The sequence below is a fragment of the Terrabacter lapilli genome (assembly GCF_039531305.1).
GTDB classification, from domain to species: Bacteria; Actinomycetota; Actinomycetes; order Actinomycetales; family Dermatophilaceae; genus Terrabacter; species Terrabacter lapilli.
In genome coordinates this window covers 368,063-394,674 of sequence record NZ_BAAAPU010000009.1, presented here as the reverse complement: position 1 = coordinate 394,674, position 26,612 = coordinate 368,063, and the positions used below count along the sequence as shown (strand labels likewise).

General features: G+C 71.0%; 22 protein-coding genes. 12 read left to right on the top strand and 10 right to left on the bottom strand.

Annotation, left to right across the window (positions count from 1 at the left end; all coding sequences use genetic code 11):
* The first annotated feature begins 115 nt into the window (after positions 1-115).
* Both ABD241_RS16715 and ABD241_RS16710 read left to right on the top strand, forming a co-directional pair.
* Entirely contained in the window at positions 116-1,282 is a 1,167-nt protein-coding gene (locus ABD241_RS16715) for an acyl-CoA dehydrogenase family protein (protein WP_344065185.1), read from the top strand.
* Position 1,283: 1 nt separating this feature from the next.
* A complete protein-coding gene (locus ABD241_RS16710; protein ID WP_344065182.1) occupies positions 1,284-2,093 on the top strand; it encodes a WecB/TagA/CpsF family glycosyltransferase in 810 nt (269 codons plus the stop codon).
* Here ABD241_RS16710 and glfT1 read toward each other — a convergent pair.
* The 4 genes from glfT1 to ABD241_RS16690 are packed head-to-tail and all read right to left on the bottom strand — an operon-like array spanning position 2,072 to position 5,403.
* Positions 2,072-3,007 carry a galactofuranosyltransferase GlfT1 gene (gene glfT1 / locus ABD241_RS16705; RefSeq protein ID WP_344065179.1) on the bottom strand — a complete coding sequence of 312 codons (936 nt, stop codon included), beginning with the start codon at positions 3,005-3,007 and terminating at the stop codon, positions 2,072-2,074. The genes ABD241_RS16710 and glfT1 overlap by 22 nt on opposite strands.
* Positions 3,007-4,179 carry an LCP family protein gene (locus tag ABD241_RS16700; RefSeq protein ID WP_344065176.1) on the bottom strand — a complete coding sequence of 391 codons (1,173 nt, stop codon included), beginning with the start codon at positions 4,177-4,179 and terminating at the stop codon, positions 3,007-3,009. The genes glfT1 and ABD241_RS16700 overlap by 1 nt, the downstream gene beginning before the upstream one ends.
* The gene (locus tag ABD241_RS16695) at positions 4,166-4,723 is read right to left on the bottom strand and encodes a DUF2304 domain-containing protein (RefSeq protein ID WP_344065173.1); all 558 of its coding nucleotides are present in this window, start codon (positions 4,721-4,723) and stop codon (positions 4,166-4,168) included. The genes ABD241_RS16700 and ABD241_RS16695 overlap by 14 nt, the downstream gene beginning before the upstream one ends.
* On the bottom strand, positions 4,720-5,403 hold the full coding sequence (locus ABD241_RS16690) for a glycosyltransferase family 2 protein (RefSeq protein WP_344065170.1): 684 nt from the start codon (positions 5,401-5,403) through the stop codon (positions 4,720-4,722). The genes ABD241_RS16695 and ABD241_RS16690 overlap by 4 nt, the downstream gene beginning before the upstream one ends.
* A gap of 89 nt (positions 5,404-5,492) precedes the next feature.
* Between ABD241_RS16690 and ABD241_RS16685 the strand changes: the two genes are divergently transcribed.
* Both ABD241_RS16685 and ABD241_RS16680 read left to right on the top strand, forming a co-directional pair.
* Positions 5,493-6,635 carry a glycosyltransferase family 4 protein gene (locus ABD241_RS16685; RefSeq protein ID WP_344065167.1) on the top strand — a complete coding sequence of 381 codons (1,143 nt, stop codon included), beginning with the start codon at positions 5,493-5,495 and terminating at the stop codon, positions 6,633-6,635.
* 7 nt (positions 6,636-6,642) lie between these two features.
* Complete coding sequence (locus ABD241_RS16680; RefSeq protein WP_344065164.1) at positions 6,643-7,689, top strand: hypothetical protein; 1,047 nt, start codon at positions 6,643-6,645, stop codon at positions 7,687-7,689.
* Positions 7,690-7,707: 18 nt separating this feature from the next.
* Here the strand turns inward: ABD241_RS16680 and ABD241_RS16675 are convergent, their stop codons facing one another.
* The 4 genes from ABD241_RS16675 to pseB form a co-directional block, all read right to left on the bottom strand.
* Positions 7,708-8,352 (bottom strand): pseudaminic acid biosynthesis-associated methylase, encoded by a 645-nt coding sequence (locus tag ABD241_RS16675; RefSeq protein WP_344065161.1) that lies wholly within the window; start codon positions 8,350-8,352, stop codon positions 7,708-7,710.
* Between the two features lie 73 nt (positions 8,353-8,425).
* A complete protein-coding gene (locus tag ABD241_RS16670) occupies positions 8,426-9,907 on the bottom strand; it encodes a lipopolysaccharide biosynthesis protein (RefSeq protein WP_344065158.1) in 1,482 nt (493 codons plus the stop codon).
* On the bottom strand, positions 9,904-11,034 hold the full coding sequence (locus ABD241_RS16665) for an aminotransferase class V-fold PLP-dependent enzyme (RefSeq protein ID WP_344065155.1): 1,131 nt from the start codon (positions 11,032-11,034) through the stop codon (positions 9,904-9,906). Before ABD241_RS16665 ends, ABD241_RS16670 begins: the two co-directional genes overlap by 4 nt.
* Position 11,035: 1 nt before the next feature.
* Positions 11,036-12,019: a UDP-N-acetylglucosamine 4,6-dehydratase (inverting) gene (pseB, locus tag ABD241_RS16660; protein WP_142185916.1), complete on the bottom strand. Its 984-nt coding sequence runs from the start codon at positions 12,017-12,019 to the stop codon at positions 11,036-11,038.
* 112 nt (positions 12,020-12,131) lie between these two features.
* On the opposite strand from pseB, the gene ABD241_RS16655 reads away from it, so the two are divergent.
* Both ABD241_RS16655 and ABD241_RS16650 read left to right on the top strand, forming a co-directional pair.
* A complete protein-coding gene (locus tag ABD241_RS16655; RefSeq protein ID WP_344065149.1) occupies positions 12,132-12,860 on the top strand; it encodes a cytidylyltransferase domain-containing protein in 729 nt (242 codons plus the stop codon).
* Positions 12,860-14,449 (top strand): GNAT family N-acetyltransferase, encoded by a 1,590-nt coding sequence (locus ABD241_RS16650; protein WP_344065146.1) that lies wholly within the window; start codon positions 12,860-12,862, stop codon positions 14,447-14,449. Before ABD241_RS16655 ends, ABD241_RS16650 begins: the two co-directional genes overlap by 1 nt.
* Here the strand turns inward: ABD241_RS16650 and pseI are convergent.
* Complete coding sequence (gene pseI, locus ABD241_RS16645) at positions 14,433-15,503, bottom strand: pseudaminic acid synthase (RefSeq protein WP_344065143.1); 1,071 nt, start codon at positions 15,501-15,503, stop codon at positions 14,433-14,435. The two genes, ABD241_RS16650 and pseI, sit on opposite strands and share 17 nt — an antisense overlap.
* Before the next feature lie 110 nt (positions 15,504-15,613).
* Here pseI and glf point away from each other — a divergent pair, with 110 nt between their 5' ends.
* The 6 genes from glf (at position 15,614) to ABD241_RS16615 (ending at position 24,549) form a co-directional block, all read left to right on the top strand.
* Complete coding sequence (gene glf / locus ABD241_RS16640) at positions 15,614-16,801, top strand: UDP-galactopyranose mutase (RefSeq protein ID WP_344065140.1); 1,188 nt, start codon at positions 15,614-15,616, stop codon at positions 16,799-16,801.
* Positions 16,798-18,756: a glycosyltransferase gene (locus ABD241_RS16635; protein ID WP_344065137.1), complete on the top strand. Its 1,959-nt coding sequence runs from the start codon at positions 16,798-16,800 to the stop codon at positions 18,754-18,756. The genes glf and ABD241_RS16635 overlap by 4 nt, the downstream gene beginning before the upstream one ends.
* A gap of 5 nt (positions 18,757-18,761) precedes the next feature.
* A complete protein-coding gene (locus tag ABD241_RS16630) occupies positions 18,762-19,646 on the top strand; it encodes an ABC transporter permease (RefSeq protein WP_425580808.1) in 885 nt (294 codons plus the stop codon).
* Positions 19,647-20,375 (top strand): ATP-binding cassette domain-containing protein, encoded by a 729-nt coding sequence (locus ABD241_RS16625; RefSeq protein ID WP_142185929.1) that lies wholly within the window; start codon positions 19,647-19,649, stop codon positions 20,373-20,375.
* 28 nt (positions 20,376-20,403) lie between these two features.
* Complete coding sequence (locus ABD241_RS16620) at positions 20,404-22,380, top strand: DUF6541 family protein (RefSeq protein WP_344065129.1); 1,977 nt, start codon at positions 20,404-20,406, stop codon at positions 22,378-22,380.
* A 144-nt stretch (positions 22,381-22,524) separates the two neighbouring features.
* Positions 22,525-24,549 carry a SpoIID/LytB domain-containing protein gene (locus tag ABD241_RS16615; protein ID WP_344065126.1) on the top strand — a complete coding sequence of 675 codons (2,025 nt, stop codon included), beginning with the start codon at positions 22,525-22,527 and terminating at the stop codon, positions 24,547-24,549.
* 99 nt (positions 24,550-24,648) lie between these two features.
* Here the strand turns inward: ABD241_RS16615 and ABD241_RS16610 are convergent, their stop codons facing one another.
* Complete coding sequence (locus tag ABD241_RS16610; protein WP_344065122.1) at positions 24,649-26,526, bottom strand: N-acetylmuramoyl-L-alanine amidase; 1,878 nt, start codon at positions 26,524-26,526, stop codon at positions 24,649-24,651.
* Between the last annotated feature and the right edge of the window lie 86 nt (positions 26,527-26,612).

The window sequence follows — 26,612 nt, the reverse complement described above, 5'->3', positions numbered from 1 at the left end:
CATCGTGGACGCCGACACGGCATACGGCTCGGCCCCGCAGTTGACGCTGCGTCGCCCGTGGCGTCGCTCACGAGGCGGCCCGGGTCGTCCGAACCGGCGAGTAGGATCACCGTCCGTGAGCACGAACGCCGACTTCGACCTGTTCCGGACCAGCGAGGACCACGAGGCCCTCCGAGAGGCCGTCCGCGCGGTCGCCGAGGACAAGATCGCCCCGTACGCCGCTGCCGTCGACGCCGAGGCGCGCTACCCGCAGGAGGCGCACGACGCCCTCGTCGCCTCGGACTTCTTCGCCCCCCACGTGCCGGAGGAGTACGACGGCGTGGGGGCCGACGCGCTCGCCACCTGCATCGTCATCGAGGAGGTCGCCCGCGTCGACGCGTCGGCCTCGCTCATCCCGGCCGTCAACAAGCTCGGCTCGCTCCCGCTCATCCTCGACGGCAGCGAGCAGGTCAAGTCCCGCTACCTGCCGCCGCTCGCCAAGGGTGAGACGACCTTCTCCTACGGCCTCTCCGAGCGCGAGGCCGGCTCCGACACCGCGTCGATGCGGTGCCGGGCGCGCCAGGACGGCGACGGGTGGGTCCTGTCCGGGCAGAAGTCGTGGATCACCAACGCCGGCGTCTCCGAGTACTACACGGTGCTCGCCGTGACGGACCCCGACGGCCCGCGCGGCGGCAACGTCACCGCCTTCGTCGTCGAGAAGTCCGACGAGGGCTTCACGTTCGGCGAGAAGGAGCGCAAGCTCGGCATCAAGGGCAGCCCCACCCGCGAGCTGCACTTCGACGACGTCCGCCTCCCCGCCGACCGCGTCGTGGGCCAGGTCGGCGACGGCCTGAAGATCGCGCTGCGCACCCTCGACCACACCCGCGTCACCATCGGGGCGCAGGCGGTCGGCATCGCCCAGGGCGCGCTCGACCAGGCGCTGGCCTACGTCAAGGAGCGCAAGCAGTTCGGCAAGCGCATCGCCGACTTCCAGGGCATCCAGTTCATGCTGGCCGACATGGCGATGGAGCTCGAGGCCGCGCGCCAGATGGTCTACGTCGCGGCAGCGAAGTCCGAGCGCGGCGACAAGGACCTGTCGTTCTTCGGCGCGGCCGCCAAGTGCTACGCCTCGGACGTCGCGATGAAGGTCACGACCGACGCCGTCCAGCTGCTGGGGGGCGCCGGCTACACGAGCGACTTCCCGCTCGAGCGGATGATGCGCGACGCCAAGATCACCCAGATCTACGAGGGCACCAACCAGGTGCAGCGGCTCGTGATGGCCCGCCAGCTCCTCAAGGGCTGACGTGTCCGGAGCCGACCACGCGGCGCGCGGGCGCCTCGGCATCCCCGCCCGCGTCGAGGTGCCCTACCTGCGCACCAGCGCGACGCCGATGGCCGAGCCGGCCGTCGTCGACCTGGTCCTCGCCCGGCCGACACCGGTGGTGCGGCTCGGCAACCTCAACCTCCATGGCGTGCACCTCTACCTGACGGACCCGGACTTCCGCCGCTACACGGACGGGGCCGAGGTCGTGCTGGCCGACGGCTGGCCGGTCTGGCGGGCGCTGCGCACGGCTGATCCGACGCTCGATGCGTCGTACCGCGTCGGTAGCAGCGACTGGCTCTTCCGTCTGCTCGAACGCGACCCCGAGCTGACCGTGCTCGCCGTCGGTGCCTCTCCCGAGTCGAGCGCACGGGCAGCCGCCGTCGTCGCCGAGCGCGCCCCCAACATCCGGTGGGTCGCCTTCGACGGCTACGGACTCTCGCAGCAGGACGCCGGGCCGGCCACGACGATCGAGGCGGTGCTGCCCGAGGCCGACCTGGTCCTGGTGGGGATGGGCATGGGCGCCCAGGAGCGGTGGATCGAGGAGCACCAGCAGCGGATGACCCACGGCGTCATCGCGAACGTGGGCGGTTGCATCGACTACGTCTCCGGCGAGCAGGTGCACACGCCACGCTGGGTGGGGCGTGCCGGCCTGGAGTGGCTCTACCGCCTGGTGGCGAGCCCGAGCAGGAACGCGCGCCGTGTGTTCATCGAGCCCGTGCAGCTCGGGGCCGTGCTCCTGCGCGATCGAGCGGCGTCACGCCGGCGGGCTCACTCCGACCGCGCGTCGTAGCGCTCGAACCGCTCCTTGCGGCCCTCGCGCATGAGGCGGCGCCACTGCGCCCACTGCTCCGGCGACCGCTGGGCGCCGAGCAGGAAGGCGGTGTAGACGGCATACTCCAGGGGCCGCTTGAGGCGCTTGCCCGGCTGGTTGGTGAGGTAGCCGCGGTTGCGGAAGGTGTAGAAGCGCTTGGCGCCGTCGGGCGGCAGCACCACCCCCAGCGGCCCGTGGAACTCCGCCGCCCCGCTCGGGTGGACGTACGTCGCGTCCGTGACCGTGCCGAAGCGCAGCCCGGAGCGCTGCAGCCGGCGGTGCATCTCGATCTCGTCACCGCGCAGGAAGAGGCGCAGGTCGGGGACCCCGACGGCCTCGATGCACTCGGCCGTGAAGAGCGCGCCGTTGAAGAGCGCCGCGAAGCCCTCGAGCACGCCGGCCGCGCCCTCGGCTGCCAGCTCGCCCACCGTGGTGACGCGCCGGAGCGAGCGGCGCGTCGGGAACGCCAGCTGCTGGAGGTCCTCGTGGACGACCGCCGGGGACGCCATCGCGAGGCGGCCCTCGCCCACGTGCCGCAGCAGCGTGGCCAGGGTGGTGTCGGAACCCGGGCGCCCGTCGTCGTCGGCGAGCCACACGAAGGCGGAGCCCAGGGCGAGGGCGTGCAGCATCCCGTAGGCGAAGCCGCCCGCCCCTCCGAGGTTGCGGCGCGACGGCAGCCACGTCGCCGGCACGGGGAGCGCCTCGACGAGCGCGCGCACGCGCTCGTCGGCGCCGTTGTCGACGACCACGACGTGGCCGAGCGGCGGTCGCTGTGCAGCCAGCACCGCGAGCGAGCGCTCGAGCAGCTCGACCCGGTTCTGGGTCACGACGACGGCCACCGTGTCGGCCGCCCGGGCGGCGAGCTCGTCCCCGGTCACTGGCGCCGGCGGCATCAGTTGCCGGCGCCCTTGGGGACCGACGTCAGGGACTCGTCGTCCTTGATCATGCGGAACAGCTCGCTCGCCTTCGCCGAGTCCCACTTGACCGACGACCCGGCATACGTCGTGTAGTTGGGGTCGGCGATCGGCACGGTCGCCGAGATGCCGTCGCCGTTGGACACCGACCGCATGGCCTGGAAGATCGCGAGCGCCTCGCCCATCGTCGTGTCCCTGCCCAGGATGAGCCCGCGGCTCATCGAGTCGGCGAAGCCCTTGTACCGCCATGGCACGAGCACGGTGCCGGGCGACACGGCCTTCTTCATGACGGCGGCGAGGAACTGGCGCTGGCGGTCGGCGCGCCCGAGGTCGCCGCGCGGGTCGGTGTGACGGGTCCGCACGAATCCGAGGGCGTTGTGACCGTCGAGGGTCTGGCACCCCTTCTTCAGGTTGATGCCCGCCTCGGGGTCCTTCATGTTGAACGGCACACAGATGTCGACGCCGTCCAGGGAGTCGACGACGGAGGCGAAGCCGCCGAAGCCGATCTCGAGGTAGCCGTCGATGGTCAGGCCCGTCGCGTTCTCGACCGTCGCGGTGAGCAGCTTGGGCCCACCCAGGGCGTACGCGGCGTTGATCTTGTTCTTGCGGTAGCCGGGGATGGGGACGTACGAGTCGCGCGGCAGCGAGATGACCAGCGGCTTGTTGCCGCTGTCCGAGACGTGCACGAGGATGATCGAGTCAGTGCGCGCGCCCGCGGCGTTCGTGGCGCCGAACTCCTTCTTCTGCGCCTCGGTCAGGCCCTGGCGCGAGTCGGAGCCCACGAGCAGGAAGTTGGTTCCCTTGCCACCGGTCGGTCGGTCGCCGCTGGGCGTGGCGTCCACGCGGGCGATGTCGTTCCACGCGTTGTAGGGCACCCACACCATGAACGCGAGCCAGGCGAGGACCAGCAGGCCCACCAGGAGAGCGACGAGCCGGCCGCGGCGGCGCCGTGGCCGACGGGCGGGCTCTGCATCCGGATCGGCCGCCGGGACGCCTCCCCGCCGGGCCGGTGGACGGTGGCGCGTGTCGACGACGTACGCGTCATCGGCGTCGGGCTTGGGGCGGCCCCCTCGCTGCCCGGACGGCCGGTTGCGCGTGTCAACGACGTACGCGTCGTCGTCGGCGCGTGCGGGGCGCTCAGGGGGCGTCATCGGCTCGTGCGCTCTCTGGCGTCACCGTCGACGAGTGTGAGGCGGCTGTGGGCAGCCCCACCTCGTGCGTGGGGAGGGAGGGGCTGAGCGCCGGCTCGGGACGGTCGGGCAGCTCGCCGGAGGTCTCAGGTGCGGGCTCACCGGGCTCACCGGGCTCGATGGCACCGGTGGCCTTGCGCAGCTGGCCCCCGACGACCGCAGGGTGCTGCGTGGCCGACGGCACCTCGTCGATCGCGATGCGGCGGGCGAGACGGGTGTAGCGGATCTCCATGTCGCGGAACCGCTTGAAGGTGGTCACGACGAAGCTGAAGAAGGCGACGACGAGGCCGTAGAGGATCAGGTCGGCGCCGCGGCCGATCCCGACGAGCTTGGCGAGCCGTGTCCACACCCCGGGGTCGAGGATGGACCACACCGCGAAGGCGGCGAAGATCAGCAGGCCGAGGCGACGCAGGGCCTGCGCCCGCTGCCCGTAGCCGAGCAGCAGCCGCCACGACACCGCCAGCGTGCCGACGATGAGGACGACCTGGACCACGAGCTGCCTCATCGCCAGATCAGCTCCGCCAGGATGTTGATGGAGTTCCAGAGGGACTGGCCCTTGGACATCGAGTAGTCGGTGTAGAGGATGTGGACCGGCTCCTCGGTGTAGGTGACCTGCCTGCCGTCGAACTCCATCGAGCCGATCTGGGCGACGATCTCGGAGGCGTGGGCCATCCGGTTCTGGGTGATGTCGAGCCGCTCGACGACCGGGCGCTCGAGGACGCGCAGCCCGTTGTGCGCGTCGGTCAGCTTCGTGTGGGTCGTGACGTTCGTGTAGCCGACGGCCGCCCGCAGCACGAGCTTCTTGAGGGCGCTGGGCCGGGTCCGCTCGTCGAGGAAGCGCGACCCGAAGACGACCTTGACGTCGCCGCGGCGGATGCGCTCGAGCATGACCAGGACGTCGTCGATCTGGTGCTGACCGTCGGCGTCGAAGGTGACGACGTAGCGCATCGTCGGGTCGGTCAGGGAGTAGGTGAAGCCGGTCTGCAGCGCCGCCCCCTGGCCCAGGTTGACCGGGTGGCGCACGACGACGGCCCCGGCTGCCTCCGCCTGACGTGCGGAGTCGTCGCTCGATCCGTCGTCGACGCAGACGATCTTCGAGAAGGTCTCGCGCGTGTGCCGCACGACCTCCCCGATGACCGCTGCCTCGTTGTAGAGCGGTATGACCAGCCACGTGTCGTCGTTCATCGGGACACCACAATAGGGGAGGAGCGAGCGCACCGCGTGCGTCGCACGGGCGCGTCCGGCCCCACCCGGAGCGCGGATAGGGTCCTCCCATGGCTGCTCCGCCCCACCTCCTCGTCGTCGCGACGAACTTCGCCGAGACCCACGGCGGGGTGCAGGCCCACCTGGCCGAGCTGCTGCCCAGGCTCGTACGACGCGGGGTGGCAGTGACGGTCGCCTACCTCGGCGACCGCACGGAGCCGTACGCGCTCGACGGTGTCACCGCCGTGCCGCTGCGACGCCGGGTCGACCTCAAGGACGTCATCGGGCTGCCCGGGCCGCTGCAGTGGGCGGCGTTCGTCAGGCAGGTGAAGCGCGGCGGTCTGCCCGCGGGCCCGGTCACAGCCGTGTCCACGCACACCCGGTTCTTCCCGATGAGCGCGCTCGGTGTCCGGCTCGGACGTCGCCTGGGCGTGCCCGTGCTGCACACCGAGCACGGGGCCGGGTCGGTCGTCACGGGGTCGCCGCTGCTCGAGCTCGGCAGCCGCGGCGTCGACGCCACCATGGGCCGGTGGGTGCTGCGCAACGCGGACCGGGTGGTCGCCGTCTCCGCCCAGGCGGCCGGCTTCGTCCGGGAGCTCGCCGGGGTCGACCCGCTCCTGATCCCCAACGGCATCGACGTCGACCGGTGGCTGGGGGCGGAACCGGGGGCTCGCACCACGGCAGGACCGCGGCCGCTGGTCTTCGTCGGGCGCGTGGTGGCCGAGAAGGGGTGGCAGGACTTCCTCGAGGTGGCCCGCGTGGTGCGCGAGCGCACGGGTGTCGCGCGAGAGGTGCACGTCGTGGGTGACGGCCCCGACCTGCCTGCAGCCCGGCAGGTGGCTCAGGCCGCGGGGCTGGAGGTGCGCTGGCACGGGCGGCTCGGCCCCGATGCGATCCGTCGTGTGCTGGAGGGGACCGTCTACGTCAACCCGTCCGTCGCCGCCGAAGGTTTCCAGCTCACCCAGCTGGAGGCGCTGCTGGCCGGGGCTGCGGTCGTGGGCTACGACGTCGGCGTCGCCCGGGAGCTCGAGGCGTCAGCGGTCGGGGACGTCGTCGTGGTGCCGCGGGGCGACCGCGGAGGCCTGGCCGACGCGGCTCTCGCGGCCGTGGGTCGGGCGCCCTCCCCACCGACCCGCGCCGAGGTGATGCGCTGGGACTGGGGCACCGTCGCGGATGACTATGCTGCCTTGCTGACCTCGACCGGATCCCGCTAGGAGCGCGATGGACATCCAGAACCACTTCTACGGGCACTCCGGGACGCTGGCGCGCTACGCCGGCCAGCCGCGCCCCCGGCACATCGACGGGCTGCTGCAGCACGGCTGGGTGGCGAGCTCACCCCTCGCCGTCAACTTCGGGGACTTCCCCGAGGTCGGTCGCGGCCAGGACGACCGCCGTCTGCTGGTGTGGACCCACTCGTCGCGCGCCTGGTCGCCCGCTGACGAGGACCGCACGACGACACCCATCGGTGCGCCGTTCCTCTACCTGCTGCGCCTGCTGGCCGAGCAGCCGGAGGCCGAGGCCACCGCGGGCGAGAGGCGTCCCCTGGTCGTCCCCCTGCACCGGACCCACGTGCGCGCCACCGACAGCGACCCCGAGGGGCTCTCGCGCTTCTACCGGGACCTGCTCGGCCCCTCCACCGTGTGCCTCCACTCCGAGGACCTCAAGGAACCGGGCACCGTGCAGGCCTGGCGCCGTGGTGGCCACGAGGTCGTCAGTGCCGGCGACCGGTTCGACCCGCTCTTCCTGCCTCGCCTCGCCCGAGGCGTGCTCGCCTCGTCACGGGTCGTGAGCAACCGCCTCTCGACCATCGTCTGGTACGCCGCGGCCGCCGGTGTGAGCGCCACGGTGTTCGGGCCCGCGCCGCTGATCGAGGGGGAGAGCCGTGAGGCCCTCGACCGGCTCACCGGCCTCTGGCCCGAGCTGCACGCAGAGGATGCGCCCCTGTCCGAGACGAAGCCGCTCGCCGATGCCGAGCTCGGCACGGCCCACCTGCTGGGGCCGGCCGACCTGGCGCGGGTCCTCGGGTGGTCGCACCCGCTGTCGGTCCGAGCCGCCGGCAGCTACTGGCTGGGCGGCCCGGTCGCCAAGGCCATGACGGTCCTGGGCCTGCGAGAGCGCGAGCGGTCCGACGCGAGCGTGGCAGCCTCGACCGTGCAGGGTGGGCCCCGGCCGCTGGACTTCCTCCGGCACCCCTTCTCGCACCTGCCACGGCGCCTGCCGAGGGTCGTCGATCCGCGCGACGCCCTCGACTGGTGCCGTCCGTCCTGATCGGACCAGCTCGGTGGCTCAGCCGGTCTTCTCGAGCAGGAACCAGGTCGAGTCGTCGAGGGGGTGCTGCGGGTCGCGGTGGTAGGTGAACCCGTAGTCCACCAGCCGCAGCCCGGGGTGCCGGTCGAGGATCTCGCCGGCGAAGTCGCGCTTGAAGAGCGCAGCAGTCTCCCCGCGGTAGGTGACCTCCACCGGCGTGGGGTTGTAGTACTCGCACACCATGACCCAGCGACGCGAGGCCGCGACGAGCTTGTCGTAGACCTCCGGCAGTGCGTCGGGGTTGAGGTGGATCAGCACGCCCTTGGTGAAGGCGAGGTCGTGGCTCGCTGCGGCCGGCTCGTGGTCGAGGATGGAGGCCACGGTCACCGTCGCCCCGCCCCAGGCCGCGATGTGCGAGGCCGCCTCCTCGTTGATCTCGATGGCTTCCAGCTCTGCCTCCGGGAGCAGGTTGCGCAGCGCCCGGAGGTTGTTGCCGATGTTGGCGCCGAACTCGATGGCCGAGCCGATCGTGCCCCCGCTGGCGGCGAGCACCTTGGCGAAGAGGGCCTCGTTGTTCTCGATCAGCTGGTCGTCGCGGTTGCGGTCGATGTACTCCCTGCCGAAGTCACCGGCCCAGAGGGCCTCCTGGCGGGTCAGGGTTCTGGGGTTCAGGGCGTCAGTCACGATGCCCATCTCACCACAGCGGGGCTGTCCGTTATGGGCTGCGACGCCCCGGAATCGTCCGTCGAGTCCGGGTTCAGGCCTCGGGCCGCGCCGGGCGCAGGATCTGGCGCCCGTGGCGCAGCACGAGTACGCCGGCGAGCGCGGCCACCGCCCAACGGCTCGGCGACCACGGTCCCGTGGTCGGGAGCACGAACCCGCACAGGATGAAGAGCGATCCGGTCAGGAAGGGGACCACCAGGCCGCGCTCGTGCCAGGCGGGACCTCCGACCTTGCGCCGCAGGGCTGCCGCGCCGACGGCGAGTGCGACGTAGGCCACCGGGAAGCCGACGGCCACCCAGACGAGGCCGAGGTGCCCCAGGCTCCACGCCGCAGCCAGCCCGAGCGCCAGGCTGACGGGGGTGATGAGGGAGAGGCCGGCGGGGCGTCCCTGCGCGAACACGAGGTGGACGTTGGCCAGGTAGGCGACCGACACCATGGCCCCGACAGTGGTGAGGCACACGGCCGGCACGAGCAGGTCGGGCGTGAAGCGGGGGTCGGCGACGAGGCGGAGCAACCACGGGCTCAGCAGGGCTACCCCGCCCGCGACGAGGGCGGCCACCATCGCCACGTCGGCGGCCGTGCGCTCCAGCACCGCGGCCCGGCGCTCGGGTGGGGCGGCGAAGACCACCGGCGCCCACGAGTTGTTCAACGACGAGGTGATGACGTTGGGGGCCGTCCCGATGAGCAGGGCGAGCTGGAGGCGCCCGCTGTCGGCGGTGCCGTAGAGGGCGCCCGCGACGAAGACGAGGGCCATGCTGGCCAGGTAGAGGGAGACCATGTGCGGCAGCATGGGCAGGCCGAGCCGGTACGCCTCCCGCATGTCGCGCGGGGCGTGGGAGCGCTCGTGGGACAGCCGGACGCCGAGCGAGAGCGCGGCGCCGGTGAGCGCAGCCACCGCGTAGCCCACCAGCAGGCCCAGGACGTAGTGCTGGGCCGACCGGCCGAACGCGAGGACCGCGGCAAGTCCCAGGAGCGGCCCGCCCAGCATCGCCACGGAGGAGATGGTGATGAACGCGACGGGGCGGTCCAGGGCGCGCATGAGCGCCTGCGCGTTCTCGACGACCACGAAACAGGCTCCGGCGGCCACCGCCAGCACCATGGCCTGTCGGGTGACCGAGGAGGCCCCGCCGAGCACGACGGCTGTCGCGGCCACCGCCACGGCAGCCAGCCCCAGGGTGGCGAGGGACCCACGCAGGAGGATGGAGCGGGCGCGCGCGGTCCCGTTGCTGGTCATCAGCGCCTGCCTGGTGATGACCGACGGCAGGCCCAGGCTCGCCAGCATCATCGTCACCTGGATGACGACCACCGCCTGCGCGACGAGGCCGTAGGCGTCCCGGCCGAGGAGCCGGGTCACCAGCGGCGTGACCGCAGCCTGCGCCAGGATCGGCGCCGCCGTGCCCAGCGTGTAGAGCGACCCGCGTCCGAGCACGGCGCGGCTGGCCTGCGCGCCGTGCTCGCCGGTGCCTGCCTCGTCAGACGACTCCATCCCGTCGGGCCGTTCGACCGGCGCGCTCACGCGCCGACGAAACCGCGGACGAGGTCGATGACGCGGTCGACGTCGCTGTCGGTGAGGTCGGGGAAGAGGGGGAGCGAGATCTCCTGGGAGTAGTACTCCTCGGCCATGGGGCACAGGCCACGCCGGTAGCCCAGGTCCTCGAAGTAGGGCTGCCAGTAGACCGGGATGTAGTTGACCTGCACCCCGATGCCGTTGTCCCGGAGGTGGTCGAAGAGCTCGCGTCGGCGCCCGTCGCGGATGCGCAGGGGGTAGAGGTGCCAGGCCGGAACCGCACCGGCACGGTGGGCCGGCCGCTGCAGCTCCTCGATGCCCGCGAACGCGGCGTTGTAGCGGTCGGTGATGTCCTGCCGCCGCGCGACGAACGAGGAGAGCCGACGCAGCTGGTTGGACCCGAGGGCGGCGAGGACGTCGGGGAGCCGGTAGTTCAGGCCCAGCTCCGGCATCTCGTACCACCAGGCTCCCTCGTCGGGGCGCCGCAGCCGCTCCGGCTCGCGGACCATGCCGATGCCCTTGAACGTGCGGGCCCGCTCGAGGATCTCCGGGTCGCGGCTGACGACGGCACCTCCCTCGGCCGTGGTGAGGTTCTTGGTCGGGAAGAACGAGAACGTGGTGACGTCGGCCAGGGACCCGACGGGCGTCCCGTCGAGGGACCCGCCCACGGAGTGCGCGGCATCCTCGAGGAGGATCGCCCCCACCTCGTGAGCCACGCGCCCCAGCCCGACGGCGTCGATCGGGTGTCCCGCGTAGTCGACCCCGGAGACGACCTTCGTGCGGTCCGTCACCACGGCGGCCGCGGCGTCGGGGTCGAGGTTGCCCGTGTCCGGCGAGACGTCGGCGAACCGGATGGTGGCACCGAGCACGGAGGCGCACGTCGCGGTGGCCAGGAACGTCAGCGGCGTCGTGACCACCTCGTCGCCCGGACCCACGCCGGCAGCGGCGTAGGCGACGTGGAGAGCCGCGGTGCCCGACGTCACCGACACGGCGCGTCCGGACAGCCCGGCCACCGACGCGATGTCGGCCTCGAAGCGCTCGACGGCCGGACCGGTGGTCAGCCAGTCGCCCCGCAGCACCTCGGTGACGGCGGTGATGTCGTCCTCGGTGATCGACTGTCTGCCGTAGGGCAGCACCTCAGACCTCCGTCTCGAGGATCTTGACCATCTCCTCGCCGGTGAACCACTGGTCGTTGGTGTCGGAGGTGTAGTGGAAGCCCGCGGGGACGGGCTCGCCGCCCTGCGGCGCGGTGTAGCCCCAGGAGGCGATGTCGGGCTGCAGCACGAAGCGGTCGCCGATGCGCAGGGCGCGGCGACCCTCTTCGGCCGAGATCATCTCCTCGTGCAGCTTCTCGCCCGGGCGCAGACCGATCTCGTGCATCGCCGCACCGGGGGCGACGGCCTGGGCGAGGTCGGTGATCTTCATCGACGGGATGCGGGGCACGTAGAGCTCGCCGCCCTGCATCATCTCGAAGGAGTCGGTGACGAACCGGACGGCCTGGGGCAGGGTGATGAAGAAGCGGGTCATCCGCAGGTCGGTGATGGGCAGCGACTCGCCGGCCTCGGCCAGACGCCGGAAGAACGGGATGACCGAGCCGCGGCTCCCCATGACGTTGCCGTAGCGCACCACGCAGAACCGGGTGGGGTAGGCAGCCGCGTAGTGGTTGCCCGTGATGAAGAGCTTGTCGGCGGTGAGCTTGGTGGCCCCGTAGAGGTTGATCGGCGACGAGGCCTTGTCGGTCGAGAGCGCCACGACCTTCTTGACGCCGGTGTCGATGCAGGCCTCGATGACGTTCTGCGAGCCCACGACGTTCGTCTTGACGAACTCCCAGGGGTTGTACTCGGCCGTGTCGACCTGCTTGAGCGCTGCCGCGTGGACGACGTAGTCGACGCCGTGCATGGCGCGACGGAGGCGGTGCTCGTCCCGGATGTCTCCGATGAACCAGCGGAGGCGGGGGTCGTTGTCGAACATCTGGCGGGCCTCGTACTGCTTGAGCTCGTCCCGGCTGAAGATGACGACGCGCTTGGGGTCGTGCGTTGCCAGCAGCTCCGTGATGAACGCCTTGCCAAACGATCCGGTGCCTCCGGTCACGAGGATGGACGAACCGGTGAGCAACGACATGTGGCCTCCTTGGGCAGCACGGGACGGGAGGCGCGCCTGAGCGCGCGCCGACAGCAGGCTACCGTCTGCTCGGTGGGGCATCTGCACCCGCAAGACGTCACGGAGGAGGAGAATGCGCGTCAACGCCGTCATCCAGGCCCGGGCCGGGTCGAGCCGGCTGCCGGGGAAGGTGCTGGAGCCCTTGGGCGGCCTCAGTGTGCTGGAGTGGGTGATCCGTGCCGCCAGGGCGGCCGCGCTCGTCGATGACGTCGTCGTCGCCACGACCGTGGAGCCCGTGGACGACGCGGTCGTCCGGGTCGCCGAGGCCGCGGGGGCACACGTGGTCCGAGGCAGCGAGGACGACGTGCTGTCCCGCTACCTGCTGGCCGTCGAGAAGCATCCGTGCGACGCGGTGGTGCGGCTGACCTCCGACTGCCCGATGCTCGACCCGGGCGTGATCGACCTCGTCGTGTCGACGTGGCTCGGCGCCCAGCACCTCGACTACGTGTCGTCGGTGCTCGTGCGGACGCTCCCGCACGGCATGGACGTGGAGCTCGCGACCGTCGAGGCGCTGCGCCGGGCCGATGCCGTCGCCACCGGGCACCACCGGGCGCACGTGACCTCCGCGATCTACACGCACCCCGACGACTTCGACGTGGTGGGCCTGGTCTTCGCGCCGCCGGCGGCCGACCTGCGCATCACCCTCGACACGCCGGAGGACCTCGAGGCGCTGCGCGCCCTGGTCGCGGTGCGCGGGGACGCGATCGCCCGTCGCAGCGAGATCATCCGCGTCATGGCGGAGCACCCGCACATCGCGCAGCTCAACGGGCAGGTCGTCCAGAAGCCCCTCGAGGCCGGCTGATGCGCGTCCTGCTGCGGTGCGACGGCGGTCCGGGGATCGGGGTGGGCCACGTGATGCGCTGCCTCGCGATCGCCGAGGAGGCCACGGCGCGAGGCCACGACGTGTCACTGGCCGGGATCGTGGAGGGAGAGCTGCTGACGGCAGCCCTGCACCGCGTGGGCGTGACGGTGCACCCGGTGCCCGGCCGGCTGGGCGCTGCCGGCGACCTGCCGGACGAGGCAGTCTGGACGGCGCAGGACGTCGTCCACGTCGACAGCTACACCGTGTCCACCGACCTGCTCGACGTGCTCGACGGACTCGGGCGCGGGTCGCGGCCGACGCTCAGCGTCATGCACGACGGGCGTGACGGGAGACGTCCGTGCGACATCGCGGTCGACCCGACCCTGGGCGCAGAGTGCACGCCCCGGCCGGCCGGCGCGACGTGGTCGCTGCGGGGCAGCCGTTGGGTGCCGCTGCGTCCCTCGGTCCGTACGCTGCAACGGCTCGACGGGCCCGCGCCCTCCCGGCCGCTGCGGGTCGTCGTGGTCATGGGAGGCGCCGACCCGGCTGGCTGTGCACCCGACGCCGTGGCCGCGGTGCAGGCAGCCGCGACCAGCCTCGACGTCGACGTGGACGTCACGGCGGTGGCGAGCCCCCGGACACGGGACCGGCTCGACGCGCTCGCGGCGCAGTCGGACGGGGCGGTCACCGTCATCGAACCCACCCCGGACCTCGCGCCCCACCTGGCCCGCGCCGACCTCGTCGTCAGCGCCGCCGGCACCACCGTCTGGGAGCTGTGCGCCATGCGGGTCCCGATGGCTCTCGTGTGCGTCGTGGAGAACCAGCGCGCAGGCTACGAAGAGGTGCTGCGCCGGGGGATGGCGTGCGGGCTCGGCACGCCGGCCGACCTGCGCGGGGCCGATGCCATCGGCAGGCTGGCGCACCTCCTCGCGGACCACGGCGTGCGTGGGGAGCTCGCCCGGACCGCGGACGAGGTCGTCGACGGGCTGGGCGCCTGGCGCATCGTGTCGGCCTGGGAGACGGTCGTGGCGGGAGCCCGGCCGGCGCCGGAGCCGTCCCCCGGTCGGGGAGGTGGGGGACCGCATACGTCCTCGGACGGCGGCGACGCGACCACGTTGTCGGTGCGGCCGGCCACCGTCGACGACGCGGAGCTGCTCCTCGAGTGGCGCAACGACGCGACCACGCGCGCCGCCTCTCGATCGAGTGAGCCCATCTCCCTCGAGGAGCACCTGCGCTGGCTGCGGTCGACGCTGGCGCGCGACGACCGCCACCTGCTCGTGGCCGCCGACGACGCGGGTCCGGTCGGCACCGTGCGCTGGGACCGGGAGGCCCCGGGGGAGTGGGAGGTCTCGATCACCGTGGCCGCCTCGCGCCGCCGGTCAGGCCTGGCCCGCACCCTCCTGCTGGCCGGCGAGCAGTGGCTGTCGGACGCTGCGGGGCAGGGTCAGGTCGACGAGCTGTCGGTCTACCTGGCGGTCGTGCACGAGGACAACACGGCGTCCCTTCGGCTCTTCACCCGCGCCGGCTACCTGCCCGACACCCCGGCGACCAGCGAGGGCTTCGCGCGCTACCTCAAGCTCGCGCGCTGAGGTGGTCCCAGCTGAGCGCCGTGCCGCGCTTGACGGCGCGCACGAACCGCAGGCCCGAGACGGTCGACATCATGTCGGGGGCCAGGCCGCCGGACGGGCGGATCGAGCGGACGTTCGCGCTGGTGACCGGGTCGCCCTCGGCGACGTCGGCGACGACGTACAGCGACCGCCGTAGTGCCAGCACGGCCTTCTCGGCGTCCGTGGGCCCGAACCGCGGCGGCATGACCGCCCGCTGGGCGGCATCCGTCTCGCGGACGAGCGCCGCCAGCTCCTCGGGCTCGAGCGAGAAGTCGGAGTCGACACCACCGTCGGCGCGACGCACCGTCACGTGCTTCTCGAGGACGCACGCGCCGAGGGCGACGGCCGCCACCGAGACCCCGATCCCGGGAGTGTGGTCCGAGAGGCCGATCGGGATGCCGAAGGCCTGCTCCAGCGTCGGCACCGACAGCAGACGCGCGTCGTCGGGGGAGGCGGGGTAGGCGGCCGTGCAGGCGAGCAGGACGATCTCCTCGCACCCGCCCTCGCGTGCGGCGGTGAGTGCCGCGTCGATCTCACCCAGGGTGGCCATCCCGCTCGAGATGATCATCGGCTTGCCGGTCGCCGCGACGCTGCGGATCAGTGGCAGGTCGACGAGCTCGGCCGAGGCGATCTTGTAGCAGGGGGTGTCGAGCGACTCGAGCAGCTCGATGGCGGTCGGGTCGAACGGGCTGGAGAAGGGGACCAGCCCGCGCTCACGGGCCCGGGCGAACATGGGCTCGTGCCACTCCCAGGGGGTGTGGGCCTCTTCGTAGAGGTCGTACAGCTGGCGCCCGCCCCAGAGCCCGTGCTCGGCGTCCACCCGGAAGGGAGGCTCGTCGGACCGGATGGTCAGCGTGTCGGCGGTGTAGGTCTGGAACTTGACCGCCTGGGCGCCGGAGTCGGCGATCGCGTCGATGAGCTGGAGGGCCCGGTCGAGGGAGCCGTTGTGGTTGCCCGAGACCTCGCCGATGACGAAGGGACGGTGGCCGGGACCGACCTGGTGGCCGGCGATGGTGATGGGGCGGGGTCGCTGCATGGCCGCCAGCCTAAACCGCCCGGGAGCACGCTTGCGGGGGGCGTCCGGGCGTCGAGGGGCCTGTTCGAGATCGGATAACCTGTCCCGGACCTCAATCACTAGGAGCATGTGTGGACGCGGACCTCGTCGTCGTCGGATCCGGGCTTTTCGGGCTCACCGTCGCCCAGCAGTGTGCGGAGCGCTTCGGTCGCAGAGTCGTGATCATCGACCGGCGCTCGCACATCGGAGGCAACGCCTACAGCGAGAACGAGCCGGAGACCGGCATCGAGGTGCACCGGTACGGCGCGCACCTCTTCCACACCTCGAACCAGCGTGTCTGGGACTACGTCAACGAGTTCACGAAGTTCACGAGCTACGTCCACCGGGTCTACACCTCGCACAACGGCGAGGTGTTCCCGATGCCGATCAACCTCGGCACGATCAACCAGTTCTTCCGGGCGGCCTACACGCCCGACGAGGCCCGGGCGCTGATCCGCGAGCAGGCCGCCGAGCTCGACGGCAAGGAGCCCGCCAACTTCGTCGAGAAGGGCGTCTCCCTGATCGGGCGCCCGCTCTACGAGGCGTTCATCGCGCACTACACCGCCAAGCAGTGGCAGACCGACCCCGAGAAGCTCTCGGCCGACATCATCAGCCGCCTGCCGGTCCGCTACACGTACGACAACCGCTACTTCAACGACACCTACGAGGGCCTGCCGGTCGACGGCTACACCGCATGGCTCGAGCGCATGGCCGACCACGACCGCATCGAGGTCAAGCTCGAGACCGACTTCTTCGACTCGAGCCAGCCGCTCAACAAGGACAACGTCGTCGGCAACGTCCCCGTCGTCTTCACCGGACCCGTGGACCGCTACTTCGACTACTCGGAGGGGCGCCTGGGCTGGCGCACCCTCGACTTCGAGGAGCAGGTCCTGCCGGTCGGTGACTTCCAGGGCACCCCGGTCATGAACTACCCGGACGCCGACGTGCCCTACACGCGCATCCACGAGTTCCGCCACTTCCACCCGGAGCGGGACTACCCGAAGGACAAGACCGTCATCATGCGTGAGTTCTCGCGCTTCGCGGAGGGCGAGGACGAGCCGTACTACCCGGTCAACACGCCGGCCGACCGTGACGGGTTGCTCCGGTACCGTGACCGGGCCAAGTCGGAGAAGGGCGTCCTCTTCGGAGGTCGTCTGGGCACGTACAAGTACCTCGACATGCACATGGCGATCGGCGCCGCGTTGAGCATGGTCGACAACAAGCTCGAGCAGCACTTCACCGTGGGTGCCGCGATCCAGAGCGGAGGAGTGGACGAGTGAGCACCACCTTGCCAGCGCCGGTCGACACGACGGCCGACAAGAGCGCCGAGACGCCGTACCGCGTCGCCCAGCGCCTCATCCTGCCGCCGGACGCCGACCTCGACGTCCTGCCGCTCTACATCGACGGGAAGCCGGCCAAGAGCGCCGCGCGCGCGCCCATGCACCCCGAGGACGTCCTGGGGCGCCACTCCTTCCGGATCCGCCCGGGTGACCGTGTCTCGTTCGGCTCGTACTTCAACGCGTTCGCGGCCAGCTACTGGCGACGGTGGACCAGCGTGGACCATGTCCGGCTCGCCGTGACGACGAGCGGCGCAGGCACGCTGATCGTCTACAAGAGCAACGCGCGCGGCGCGAGCCAGCGCGTGGACTCCAAGATGATCTCGGGCGACGAGCTCACGACCACCCTCGACCTGTCGCTGGACTCCTTCGGCGACGGCGGGTGGTACTGGTTCGACATCGTCGCCGGTTCCGGCGCGGTCGTGATCGAGTCAGCGCTCTGGAGCGTCCCGGACAACGGCAAGCGCGGTCGCGTCAGCCTGGGCGTCACGACCATGAACAGGCCCGACTACTGCGTGCGCACGCTCGGCATGATCGCGGCCGATCCCAACCTGCGGGACGTGCTCGACGAGGTGTTCATCGTCGACCAGGGCACCCAGCTCGTGTCCCAGGAGGACGGCTTCGACGCGGTCGCCACCGCGCTGGGCGACCAGCTGACGATGATCGAGCAGGCCAACCTCGGTGGCTCCGGTGGTTTCTCCCGCGGGATGTACGAGACGGTGAAGGCGGGTCGGAGCGACTACGTCATCCTCCTCGACGACGACATCATCCTCGAGACCGAGAGCATCATCCGCCTGGCGGCCTTCGCCGACATGACGAGCCGTCCGACGATCGTCGGCGGTCACATGTTCGACATGAACAACCGCTCGGTGCTGCACACGTTCGGGGAGGTCGTCGACCCCTTCTACTGGGTCCCCGGCCTGCCCAGCGCCGACCAGTACCTCGGCCACGACTTCGACCGGACCGGCCTGCGCGCCGCCAAGTGGCTGCACCAGCGGGTCGACGTCGACTACAACGGCTGGTGGATGTGCCTGATCCCGGTCGAGGTGATCAAGCAGCTCGGCCTCTCCCTGCCCATCTTCATCAAGTGGGACGACGCGGAGTACGGCCTGCGTGCCAAGGAGGCCGGCATCCCGACGGTCTCGCTGCCCGGCGCAGCCGTGTGGCACGTCAGCTGGATCGACAAGGACGACCTCGTCGGCTGGCAGGCCTACTTCCACGCCCGCAACCGCCTCATGACCGCGATCATGTACTCGCCGTTCGAGCACGGTGGCTACATGCTGCGCACGGCCATGGCGAGCGACCTCAAGCACCTCGTGTCGATGCAGTACTACACCGGCGCAGGACGCATCCAGGCCCTCGAGGACGTCCTCGGCGGCCCGGAGCGGCTCCACTCGCTGCTGCCCACCCGGCTCCCGGAGATCCGCGCGATGGCGACGGAGTACCCCGACGCGCAGATGCGCAAGGAGGTCGACGCGTTCCCCGACCTGCGCCACGGCAAGCCGGTCAAGCCCCGCAAGAAGGACACCCCTGACACTGGTGCCCTCCTCGCCGTCAAGGGCGCTCTGGCTCTCGGACGGGCCTTCGCGGCTCGCGACTCGGAGGAGGCGCGGCGTCACCCCCAGGTGCGCATCGCCCACAAGGACAACCGCTGGTACCGGCTCGCCAAGTACGACAGTGCGATCGTCAGCACCGCCGACGGGACCGCCGCCTCCTGGTACCAGAGGAACCCCAAGAAGATGCGCCACCTGGCCAGCCGGTCGGCCGCGCTGAGCGCCCAGGTCTTCAGCCAGTGGAAGCACCTGCGGGAGGTCTACCGCAGCGCCCGCGACGAGATCACCTCGATCGAGGCGTGGGAGCGCACCTTCGGCATCGAGCCAGGACAGAAGCCCGAGTGAGCAGAGTGGCCGAGGAGCTCGACGAACTGAACACCCCGGGACGCAGCAACGGCCTGCTCGACGTCTTCAGGTGGAGGTTCCTGCTCAGCCTCCTCGTGCGCAAGGAGCTGCGGGTCCGCTACCGCGGCTCGGTCCTGGGTCTCTTCTGGAGCTACGTCAAGCCCGGGATGCAGCTGCTCGTCTTCTACGTGGCGATGGGCAAGTTCCTGCGCCTCGACGAGGCGGTGCCGAACTTCGTCATCTACCTCTTCAGCGGCATCGTGATCGTCAACTTCTTCTCCGAGGTCTTCAACAACACGACGCGTTCGATCGTGTGGAACGGCGACCTCGTCAAGAAGATCTACATGCCACGCGAGCTCTTCCCCGTCGCGTCGCTCTGGGTCGCGGTCGTCCACCTGCTGCCACAGCTGGTGGTGCTGATGATCGCCGCGTTGTTCGGCGGCTGGCGCCCGGGGCCGCTCAACATCCTCGCGGGGCTTCTCGCCCTGCTGATCACGATGGCCAGCGGACTCGGACTCGGACTGCTCTTCGGTGGGCTCAACGTGCTCTTCCGCGACTCCGAGAACTTCGTCGAGCTCATCCTCATGATGGCCACGTGGCTCTCACCCGTGCTCTACCAGTGGAGCAGGGTCCGAGACGCGCTGCCACCCGGGCTGTGGACGCTCTACCAGCTCAACCCGGGCACCACCGCGGTCCAGCTGGCGCACTACGCCTTCTGGGTGCCGGCGGAGCCCGTGCAGCAGTACTACGCCGCGCACCCTGATCCGGGGCCCGTGGCGCCGTCGCTGATGATGTGGACCCTGATTGCCCTCGTGTCGAGCAGTCTCATCCTGGTCATCGGTCAGTTCGCCTTCCGTCGGCTCGAGGGCCGATTCGCTCAGGAGCTGTAGATGTCCACGGCTATCGAGGTCCGCGGTGTGACCAAGGAGTTCACCCTGCGGCATACGCGCTCCATCAAGGAGCTGGTGGTGTGGACCCTGCGTGGACGCGGGACCGAGCTCGCCGCCGACACGTTCAAGGCGCTCGACGACGTCGTCGTGGACATCGAGCAGGGCGAGTCGGTGGCGCTCCTGGGCTTCAACGGCTCGGGCAAGTCCACGCTGCTCAAGCTCATCTCGGGCGTCATGCTCCCGGACGGCGGGTCGATCGGTGTGCGCGGCAGGGTGGCCGGACTCATCGAGGTCGGGGCCGGCTTCCACCCCGATCTCACCGGTCGCGAGAACGTCTACCTCAACGGGGCCATCCTCGGGATGACGGAGAAGGAGATCGACGAGAAGTTCGACGACATCGTCGCCTTCAGCGAGATCGAGAAGTTCATCGACACCGAGGTGAAGTTCTACTCCTCGGGCATGTTCCTGCGGCTCGCCTTCTCGGTCGCCGTCCACACCGAGCCCGACGTCTTCCTGATCGACGAGATCCTCGCGGTCGGGGACGAGCCCTTCCAGCGCAAGTGCCTGGCGCGGATCGCCGAGCTGCGCGCCAAGGGACATACGCTGGTGATCGTCAGCCACGACCTCGACATGGTGAAGCGGGTGTGCGATCGGGGGGTCGTCCTGCGTCAGGGCGTGCTGGTGCACGACGGCCCGATCGACGGTGCCGTCGACTTCCTGAGAGCGTGAGCAGACCGTGCTGAGCGAATGGTTCTCCATGCTGGGTCCGATCGCGCTCGCGGCGCTCGTCGTGACCGTCCCCGGCCTGGCCGCCGCCCTGGCAGGCGGCATCCGTTTCGACGTCGCGATCGGCCTGGCCCCGGCGCTCTCGCTCGGGATCCTGGCCATCGCCGACGCAGCCGCCTCGTTCCTCGGGATGCAGTGGGGGCTTCCGGTCATCGTTGTCGGGACGTTGGCCGTGGCAGTCCTCAACGCCGCCGTGGGGCTCGGGTGCAGGCGCGCGAGCCATCGGTGGCCGCACCTGCTGGCGCCGGATCTCAGGACCGGCCGTCGCCTGCCCTGGACGAATGCCGTCGTGCTCGTCCTCGCCATGCTCGGCGGCGCGTACGTGGTCGCCGCCGGAATCGGCGCCCCCGGCGCGATCAACCAGACCTTCGATGCGCCCTTCCACGTGAACGCCATCTCGATCGTGGCGCAGACCCACTCGGCGACGCCGTCGACGGTCTCGTCGGCTTCCGGTGGCACGGCCTTCTACCCGCCGCTCTTCCACGCGGTGGCGGGGCTGCTGGTGATCGTCACCGGGATCAGCCCGATCGTCGCGGCCAACATCGTGGCGCTCGTCATCGCCGGTGTCATGTGGCCGTTGTCCATCGCACTGCTCGTCTCCGCGGTCGTCGGTCCGTCCCGGTTCGGATTCGCGGTCGCGATGCTGGGGTCGGTGCTCATCAGCGTGTTCCCCGTCCTGCTGCTGCTCTTCGGGGTGCTGTGGCCCAACGCCCTGAGCATCTCGGTCGTCCCCGCCGTCATCGCGCTCATCGCCATGGCACTCGGTCTGGTGCGGAGCCGACGGGTCCCGTTACCCCTCGTGCTGGTGGCAGGGCTGGTGGTGATGCCGGGGCTCTACTACGCGCACCCAGGGGCGGCGTTCGTGGTCATCGCGATTGCCGTGCCCATGGTGGTGGCCGCCGAGGCGGCCCTGCTGGCCCGGCGCCTGCCCTCGAGGCAGGGGCGGACGCGGGTGCTGGTGCTGATCGCGCTGACCGTGGTCGCGGGCGTGGTCTTCTGGCGGGCGCTCGACTACGTGCCCGGGCTCGCGTCGGTGCGGCGGTTCCAGTGGCCGGCACAGGCCAGCCCGAGCGCCGCCCTGGGCGAGGTGCTCACCCTGGCCTCACCGCTGAACCCCGACCTGTGGATCTACGGGCTGCTCGTGGTGCTGGGTGTGATCGCGGTCGCCCGTACTCGCAGCTGGTGGCTCGCGGGCGCGCACGTGCTGCTGGCCGGGTTGGCCATCCTGGCGATCGCCTACGACACCGACCTGTCGCAGACGTTGACCGGCTTCTGGTACAACGACCCGTTCCGCATCATGGCGCCACTGGCCGTCACGGCCGTCCCGCTCGCGGCCTTCGGTGCACTCGCATGGCGGGACTCCTGGGCGAACTGGCTGGCGAGGCACCCGGTGTCGGGCCCGGAACCAGTGGCTCGCGTGCTGCGCAGCCAGGCAGCCGTGGCGAGCGTGGTCGTGGGCCTCATCATCGTCGTGCTGGTGCCGGGCACGTCGGGGCTCGGCAGGATCAGCCGGGCCCTGTCCGGGTCCTACGCCGGGGCCGGTGACCAGCTGGTCTCCGATCCGGAACGCACCCTCTACGAATCGCTGGCGAGCCGGGCGCCGGCGAACGCCACCATCATCGGCAACCCGTGGAGCGGCGAGGTCTATGCGGGGGTGCTGAGTGGTCACCGCGTCGTCTTCGGACACATGGTCGTGCCGGCCTCTCCCGAGCGCAGCCTGCTCGCAGCCAGGTTCAAGGACTTCACCACCGACCCGGCCGTGTGTGCCGCGGTCAAGAAGCTCGACATCGGGATCGTCGTGGAGGACAGCCACCTCTTCTGGGCCGACCGCGACAACCGCACCAGGTCCTATCCGGGGCTGACCGACCTCAGCGGCGTCCCGGGTCTGACGCCCATCGGGTCGGGCGGTACCGCGAAGGCGTGGAAGGTCGGCGCCTGCCGGTCCTGACCGCTCGCAGCCCTGACATGTGCCGACAGCGGCACGTTTGTCACGATTGCATCCCGATCGGGATACTGCGGGCAGAGCAGGGAGACCGATCGGGTCCAATGACCTGAACGGGCACCCGACCTGCCTGCCAGCCAAAGGAGAGTCATGCCACGCGTCAGGGGTTGGACCGGAGCGGCCCTGGCGGCCCTGCTGGTCGCGCTACCGGCCGCCGAGAGCCGCGCCGACACGCTGTCCGTGCCGTTGACGGGCAGCGTCGAGATCAGCGGTCGCGGGTTCGGGCATGGCATGGGGCTGTCGCAGTGGGGCGCCCAGGGAGCCGCGCTGCAGGGCCTCACCTGGCAGCAGATCATCGCCTTCTACTTCCCCGGCACGACGGTCGGGGCCCAGGGTGATCCTGCGTTGCGGATCGGCGTCACCGTCGACAGCGACGGGGCCACCGAGGTCGTCTCGACAGCGGGCCAGACCCTCCGACTGGGCGCCGGCGCTGCGACGGCGTTGCCCTCCGACGCGACCACGACGGCCTGGCGCGTGACCCGGCGAGGCACCGGCCTCACGGTCAGCTCCTGGGACACCACGCGAGCAGCCTGGGTGGAGTACACCCCGCCCGGCTACACCAGCGGGGCAACGCTGCCGAGTCCCGCCGTCTTCGACAACCCCACCACGCACCGCACCCGGCTCGTCCTGCCGAGCGGCGTGCAGCGGGACTACCCCGACCGCATCGGCGCGGTCGTGAACGGCACCGGCCTGAGCAGCTACAACGACACCACCTTCGAGCCCTACCTCAGGGGGGTCGTCGGAGCCGAGATGCCGCCCTCCTGGGCCGGCGAGGCGCTCCGTAGCCAGGCGGTCGCCGCGCGGACGTATGCCGCATACGAGCAGGCGCACCCACGCTGGGGTTCCGCGTACGACGTGTGCGACTCCACGTCGTGCCAGGTCTACCGGGGACTCGCCGACTACCGGGCGGACGGCACGCTGGTGGCCGACTACCGGTACGCGTCCGTCGACGCCGCCATCACCGCAACGGCCGGCATGACGGTGCGCTACGGACAGGCGCCCGCGCTGACCATGTTCGGCTCCTCCAACGGCGGTTGGACCGTCGCCGGAAACGTCCCCTACCTCGTGGCGAAGGCGGACCCCTACGACGCCTCGACGTCGGGATCGAGCTGGTCGATCAGCGGCTCGACAGGCTTCCGCAGCAAGCTCGAGAGTGCCTACCCGGCGATCGGCTCACTGCGCCAGCTCGTGGTCACCCGCGACGGCCGCGGCCTCTGGGGAGGCCGGGTGGTCTCGGCTGACCTCATCGGGACCACCGGCACCGCGTCGGGCGTGTCCGGCGCCCGGCTCCAGAGCATCCTGGGCATCCGCTCGACGTGGTTCACCCTGGCCGACACCGACCACCTGCGCCGCGACCTCACCGGCGACGGGCAACCGGACGTCCTCGGAGTGACCCCCGGTGGCCTGCTCATGCGGCTGCCGGGCAAGGCGCCGGCGACCGGTGTGGGCTTCGGCGCGCCGACGTCGCTGGGCCCCGGCTGGCAGACGCTCGACCTGCTGAGGACGGCAGGTGACCTGGACGGCAACGGCCGGGCCGACATCTTCGGCCGGGTTCGGGCCACGGGCCAGCGGGTGTGCTATCCGGTGTCAGCGGCCGGCGCCATCGGCACGCGAGTGCCGGTCGCCGGGGACTGGTCGGCTTTCGGTGAGCTCATCGGGGTGGGCGACATGACGTCCGACGGGCGACCCGACTTCATCTCCCGGCGCAACGACGGGCGCCTGATGCTCTTCCAGGGCGACGGCACGTGTGGTGGGTGGACGGCCTCCCAGGATCTCGGACCGGGCTGGAACGCCATGGACGGGATCATGGGGGTCGGTGACGCCGACCGTGACGGCAACGCCGACATCATCGCCCGTGAACGAAGCACAGGCATCCTCTGGCTCTACACGCGCGACGGCGTCTCGCGGTGGACCTCCCGTGTCAACCTCGGACCAGGGTGGAACGCGATGACCGATCTCGTTCCGGCCGGCGACGCGGACGGCCTCGGGGGCGCCGACGTCCTCGCGCGCGACACGTCCGGGCAGGCGTGGCTCTACCAGGACCTGGGCGGGGGAGTCTGGAAGGGCCGCAGCGCCGTGTCGCTGCCGCCGACCAGCTACGTCGGGCTCAGCTGAGACCCCGACGCGCCTGTTCCGTCCTCCCACGCCGCGGGTGGACGCCTTGGGACGGCGCAGAGGGCGCACCCCCCGATGGGGTGCGCCCTCTCTCGCGTCTCAGCGTGCGCTGAAGGTGATGGCGTCCGACGCTCGGTCCCACCGCAGGACACCTGCACTGAAGCCCTGCTGGGCCCCGGTCGTGGTCGAGACGACGTCGGTCGTCGGGGTGCCCATGCTGCCGGTGAGGAAGCCGTGGTCACGGTAGTACGTGTCCATGCCGCCCTCCGTGTGGACCGTCTGGCCGTTGGCCGTGTTGAAGTACACGGTGCCGCCCTCGAAGCGCTGCTGCCAGAAGCCCGCCACCAGGGTCATCCGCTCGACGGGCATGCGCAGCACCCCGTAGGAACCGTTGGCCCGTGACACCCAGTAGTTGCGCACGGCTCCTTCGGTCCACGTGCCCGCGCCCTCACGGGTCATCGTCAGCGTCTTGCCCTTCTCCAGCTCGACGTACCAACCCGGCGGTGTGGTGATCTCGTCGGTCCAGGGGTAGCCGCCCCAGCTCGTCCAGCCGAGGCCACGCCACATGCCGTCGAGACCCGGGCCCATCCATCGCGTCCCGAAGCTCGGCGTCGAGTAGAAGCGCGCGCCTCCGGAGGCGATCGTCTCGTTCATGCCGGCGCCCACGGGGGTCTCCGCCATCCACACCGGACCCCACTTCGCCGAGCCACCCGTGGCGCTGTAGCGCGAGTAGATCGGGCTGGAGGTGTACGAGATCAGCTGGGAGACGCGCGTGCGCACGCTGGGCAGGGCGGCATACAGGTTGGTGCCGGGGCAGTCGGTGTAGTTGACGTCGCGGTGCCCGATGATCATCGGGAGGGTGTAGGTGCCGACGTTGGGGTAGCGAGTCGTCGCCGCGCCGCCGTGCCACTGGGTCGTGCCGGTGCCGTTGCGGTAGACGCCGCTGAGGCGCCAGGCGATGACCCGCGCCAGGATGTCGAGGCCGGCAGAGGTCGGTGTGGCCGTCATGTAGTTGCCCAGCATGGAGATGCCGAAGCTGTCCTCGTTGAAGCCCAGCGCGTGGGCCCCCTGCACCGGGAGGTTGAGACCGCCGTAGCGACCCTCGAACGCCTGGCCGTACTTGTCGACGATGACGTTGTAGCCGATGTCGCACCAGCCGTTGACCTGGGTGTGGTACGCGTAGATGGAGCGGACGATGGCGGCGGAGTCGGCCGCCGTGTAGGAGTTGGACCCGGCGTCGTGGTGGACCACGACGCCGTTGATCCTGTTGCCGATGGTGGGCACGCAACCCTGGCGCAGCGACTCGTCGGCGCCCCACTGAGCTCGGGAGAAGATCGTCGGGCGGCTCGGCAGGGCGACCGCACTGTTGCCGCTCGCCGTCGCAGGCTGGTCGGCGGGGGAGGTCCCCGGCTCGACCTCCTCGACGCGGGCCGCCTTGATGCGGGGGTCGCTCGCCGGGTAGCGCAGCTCGATGGCCTTGGCGCCGCCGACCCAGAAGGGGTCGGTCGAGACGCGATCCGTGCCCCGCGCCGACGGGTCGGCCTGCGAGGTGGCGGTCACCGGAGTCCACCCCGTCCAGGAGCCGTCGGCCTGACGTGAGCGCCAGGCGACCGCGACCGGCTCGTTGCCGTTGGTCTTGGCCGGCCACGAGAGGCCGACGAGGCGACCCTCGACGGGCACCTCGACGACTCGGTCCTTCCCGCCGAGAGCGACCGCTCGGGCGCCGGCGGTGCTGGCCGCGCGTGCAGTCAGGGAGGGATCGGCGGGGGCCGCCGGGGTGACCTCACGGAGGGTCTGCACGTCGTGCTGGCGGAGCACGGGGCGGACGGGGTGTGGCGCGGGGGCTGCCTCGGCGCCGAGCTGGGGTAGCGCCGCGGGGAGGAGCTGAGCTCCCAGCGAGATGATGCCTGACAACACGACGACACGAGTCGAAGCGACCGCACCGCCTGACGAGAAGTACTTCGAGCGCTTGGTCATGGGCAGATCCGTCGTCACGGGGGCAGGGACGCGAACGAGACTACATGTGACAGAAGTGACTGGAGTCCGATATGAGGCATTGGATC